Genomic DNA, 3,335 nt, shown 5'->3' with positions numbered 1-3,335 from the left:
CGGGGCCGCGGCCCCGAACCAGACACTGTCGCAGTCGAACCGGCGGGCCAGCTCCACCGCCCGGGCGGTGACCCGCCGGGTCGGCAGCAGCATCTGCGTGCGGTCCCGCACCACCGGGAACGGCAGCCGGGCGTCGTAGGCCCGGTCGCCCGGTGTGCCGGAGGTGTAGACGGCGACCCGGTCGGGCGGGAAGCGGACCGTCATGGCGTGGACGAAGGTCTCGATGCCGCCCTGCCGGGGCGGGAAGTCGTTGGTGACGACGAGCGTGCGCGGCATGGCCGGTCAGTCCTCCAGCGGCTTCACGGTGAACGGGTGTGCGGTGGGCCCTGGTGACCCGCCCCACGGGACACCACCGGCCGGCCCGAGCCGGAACCAGCCGAGCAGCACCAGCGGATAGACGACGTATCCGAAGCGGGTGGCGGGGATCAGGCACATGGCGATCCCGAGGCCCAGCGCGAGCCGGTCGGCGGCGGCGACGGTGCTGCGCGGCGGGCGCGTCACGAGGGACCCGGCCACCGCGACCGCGCTGAGTACCAGCGCCGCCACGGCGAGGGCGAAGCCCCCCGGCACGTGCGTCGCCAGCAGATACCCGGGCAGCGGGCTGGCCGCCGGGGAGCCGGTGCCTCCCACGCCGAGCGGGAAGAGCAGCGCGTGCTCGGCGAACGCCCGCGGGTCGGCCAGCGCGACCGGCAGCACGGCGAACACGGCGAGAGCGACGGCCGTGACACCGGCCCGTACGGCGGCCCGCCGCCCGGCGGTCACCGCGAGCAGGGCGAGCCCGACGGGCAGCACCGGCCAGGCCGTCCACTTCAGCGACGCGGCGGCACCGAGCGCGAGCCCGGCGGCGACGGGGCCGCCCCGCCCCGCGAGGGCGAGCGCGAGACACATCAGCGCGATGACGGGCAGGTCGACACCGCCGACGGCGAGCGGGAGAGCGACTGCGGGGGCGGCGGCGAGCCAGAGGAGTGCCTGGGCCGGAGAGCGGTGCGGGCCGGTGCCACGCGGGGACGGCTCTGCGCTTCTGCACACCACGGCGGCCAGCCCCATGGCCCCGAGCGACACCAGCGCGAACCACAGCCGGGCGTCCGCGAGCGGGACGTCGCCGAGGACGGCCCGGGGCAGCCCGAAGAGCGCCATGCCGGGCAGGTACGGGTTGTAGTCCCGCAGCCCGGCCGGATCCGGGACGTACGGCGTGCCGGAGTCCAGCAGCTGCCCGCCGGACCGCTCGACGACCGTGACCTCCAACTGCCGTGCCCCGTCCGCGACCAGGAACACCAGCGGCACCAGCACGGACCCGGCGACGGCCACCGCCGCGCTCGCCGGGCCCCAGGGCCGCGCGGAGAGACGGGCGACGAGCGCGGCGAGTCCGTATCCGGCGGTGCCGCAGGCGCCCCACACCTGGTGCGGGGCGAGCGTCGTACGCAGACACAGCAGCAGGGCGAAGAGGGCACAGGCGGCCCAGCACAGGGGCTCCCAGCGTCGACCGGCGCTCCGCCCCGACGGCGGAAGGGATATGGGGACGCGGACGGGGCCCGGGCCGGGGCCGGGGAGGCCTGCCGGGGCGGCGGTACGCACGGCTGCTGCCGAGCCGAACAGCGGTCCTCGCGAACTCCCCCGCATCGCACTCCCCTTGTCCCTCGCCGGCCGGCCTTCCTTCCTCCGTTCGGCAAGTCTTCGCAAGGCGCGGCCGGGAAGCGTCACACCGGGCACCGGTCCTGGGGGTCAACCCGTGGTACTCGTCCGCCACCCGGATCAACCCGTACGGTGACGCGGGCCGGACCGCCCCGGCCGACAATGTGGGGATGCGTCAGTCGTCCCTGCGCCCCCTCGCATGGCCGCGCTCCCCCCGCTACCCGTACGTCAGCGGCATCCTGCTGGTCCTCCTGGCCGCGGCCGAGGTCCTGCACTCCCGCGTCACCTCGACGACGGTCCTGGCCACCCTGCCCTTCGTGGTGCTCCCCCTGCTGTGGCGGCGGCGCGAGCCCCGCACCGGGCTGCTGGTGGTACCGGCGGCGCTGCTGAACTTCCTCTTCCGGCCCGAGCTGCTGATGACGGTGGCGGTGGCGGGGGTCATGGGCCTCTACGCGCTCGCCCGCCACCGGGTCCTGCACCCCGCGCTGCTCGGCGCGGCCGCGATCGCCGGGTCTCTGCTGGTCAACGTGGGCCATGTGGCGGTGGGCGTGTACGACCTCGGAGGCCGGGCGCCCGCCGTCGGTGCCGACGGCTCGCTGTCGTACTTCACGGAGTCGTTCGTCCTGGCCGTGGGCGTGCTGGCGACGGTCGGTGTCGCGGACGGCACCCGCAGCCGGGAGGAGTCCCGGCGGGCGCGGGAGGCGGCCCAGCGGGAACTGATCGCCATGGAGCGCAGGCATGCGGCGGCCCAGGAACGGGCTGCCATAGCGAGGGAGTTGCACGACATCGTGGCGCACTCGGTGTCCGTGATCGCCGTCCAGGCGGAGAGCGCCACCTACACCACACCCGACCTGTCCCCGCCCGCCCGCGACGGCTTCCAGCAGATCGCCTCGTCGGCCCGCTCGGCCCTGACCGAACTGCGCCGGCTGCTGAGCGTGCTGCGCGCGGACGAGGTCGGCGCGGAGGGAGCGGCACCGGTCGTGCCGCAACCGACGCTCGACTCCCTGAGGGCGCTGCTGGAGGCCCACCGGTCGGGCGGCGGGGAGGTCACCCTGCACACGGCAGGCACCCGCCCGGCGGTGCTCCCGCCCTCCCTCGAACTCACGGTCTACCGCATCGTCCAGGAGGCCCTGACCAACGCCCGCCGGCACGCCCGGGGCGCCGCGGTCGACATCCGCCTCACGTACGAGGAGGACGAGGTCCGGCTCCGCATCACCGACGACGGTCCCGGCCCCGGCCCCCGGGGCTCCCGACCCGACCTCGGCGGACACGGGTTGAGCGGCATGCGGGAGCGTGCGAACCTGCTCGGCGGGCGCCTGGCCTGCGGGCCCGCCGGTCCCGGGGGCGGTTTCCTGATCGAGGCCGGACTGCCGGTGCGGGCAGGCTCGAGGAGCTTCGCGGAGGGGGTGTACGAGTGACGGCGGGGAAACCGATACGGGCGATCGTGGCCGACGACCAGGCGGTGGTCCGCACGGGGTTCGTGAACCTGCTGTCCACCCAGGACGACATCGACGTCGTGGGCGAGGCGGAGGACGGCGAACGGGCCGTCGCCCTCGCCCTGGCTCACCGGCCGGACGTGGCCCTGCTGGACATCAGGATGCCTGGGCTGGACGGCATCCAGGCCGCGCGCACGATCCTGAGGGAGACCGACGGCGCCACCAAGGCGCTGATGCTCACCACGTTCGACCTCGACCAGTACGTCT

Annotated in this window: 3 protein-coding genes and 1 pseudogene; 2 read left to right on the top strand and 2 right to left on the bottom strand. The window is 75.3% G+C overall.

Going from position 1 to position 3,335, the window contains the following annotated elements:
- Both CCL05_RS36550 and CCL05_RS36545 read right to left on the bottom strand, forming a co-directional pair.
- Positions 1 to 276, bottom strand: a pseudogene (locus CCL05_RS36550) (alpha-(1-2)-phosphatidylinositol mannosyltransferase); the annotation flags it as partial.
- 6 nt (positions 277 to 282) lie between these two features.
- A complete protein-coding gene (locus CCL05_RS36545; RefSeq protein ID WP_086564943.1) occupies positions 283 to 1,620 on the bottom strand; it encodes a glycosyltransferase 87 family protein in 1,338 nt (445 codons plus the stop codon).
- Positions 1,621 to 1,802: 182 nt separating this feature from the next.
- Between CCL05_RS36545 and CCL05_RS36540 the strand changes: the two genes are divergently transcribed.
- Both CCL05_RS36540 and CCL05_RS36535 read left to right on the top strand, forming a co-directional pair.
- Positions 1,803 to 3,050, top strand: a complete 1,248-nt coding sequence (locus CCL05_RS36540) for a sensor histidine kinase (protein ID WP_086564942.1) — start codon at positions 1,803 to 1,805, stop codon at positions 3,048 to 3,050.
- Positions 3,047 to 3,335: response regulator (locus tag CCL05_RS36535; protein WP_143590002.1), on the top strand; the 289-nt coding region annotated here is incomplete at its 3' end. The genes CCL05_RS36540 and CCL05_RS36535, both read left to right, overlap by 4 nt.

The sequence above is a fragment of the Streptomyces africanus genome, from assembly GCF_002150735.1.
Classification (GTDB): Bacteria; Actinomycetota; Actinomycetes; order Streptomycetales; family Streptomycetaceae; genus Streptomyces; species Streptomyces africanus.
Note: the sequence above shows the minus strand (reverse complement) of the source record. Positions and strands in the feature narration are given on the sequence as shown.

What these genes read in the sequence shown, in the direction of transcription:
- CCL05_RS36545 (WP_086564943.1), bottom strand. Translation starts at nt 1,620, where the DNA reads ATGCGGGGGAGTTCGCGAGGACCGCTGTTCGGCTCGGCAGCAGCCGTG.
- CCL05_RS36540 (WP_086564942.1), top strand. Translation starts at nt 1,803, where the DNA reads ATGCGTCAGTCGTCCCTGCGCCCCCTCGCATGGCCGCGCTCCCCCCGC.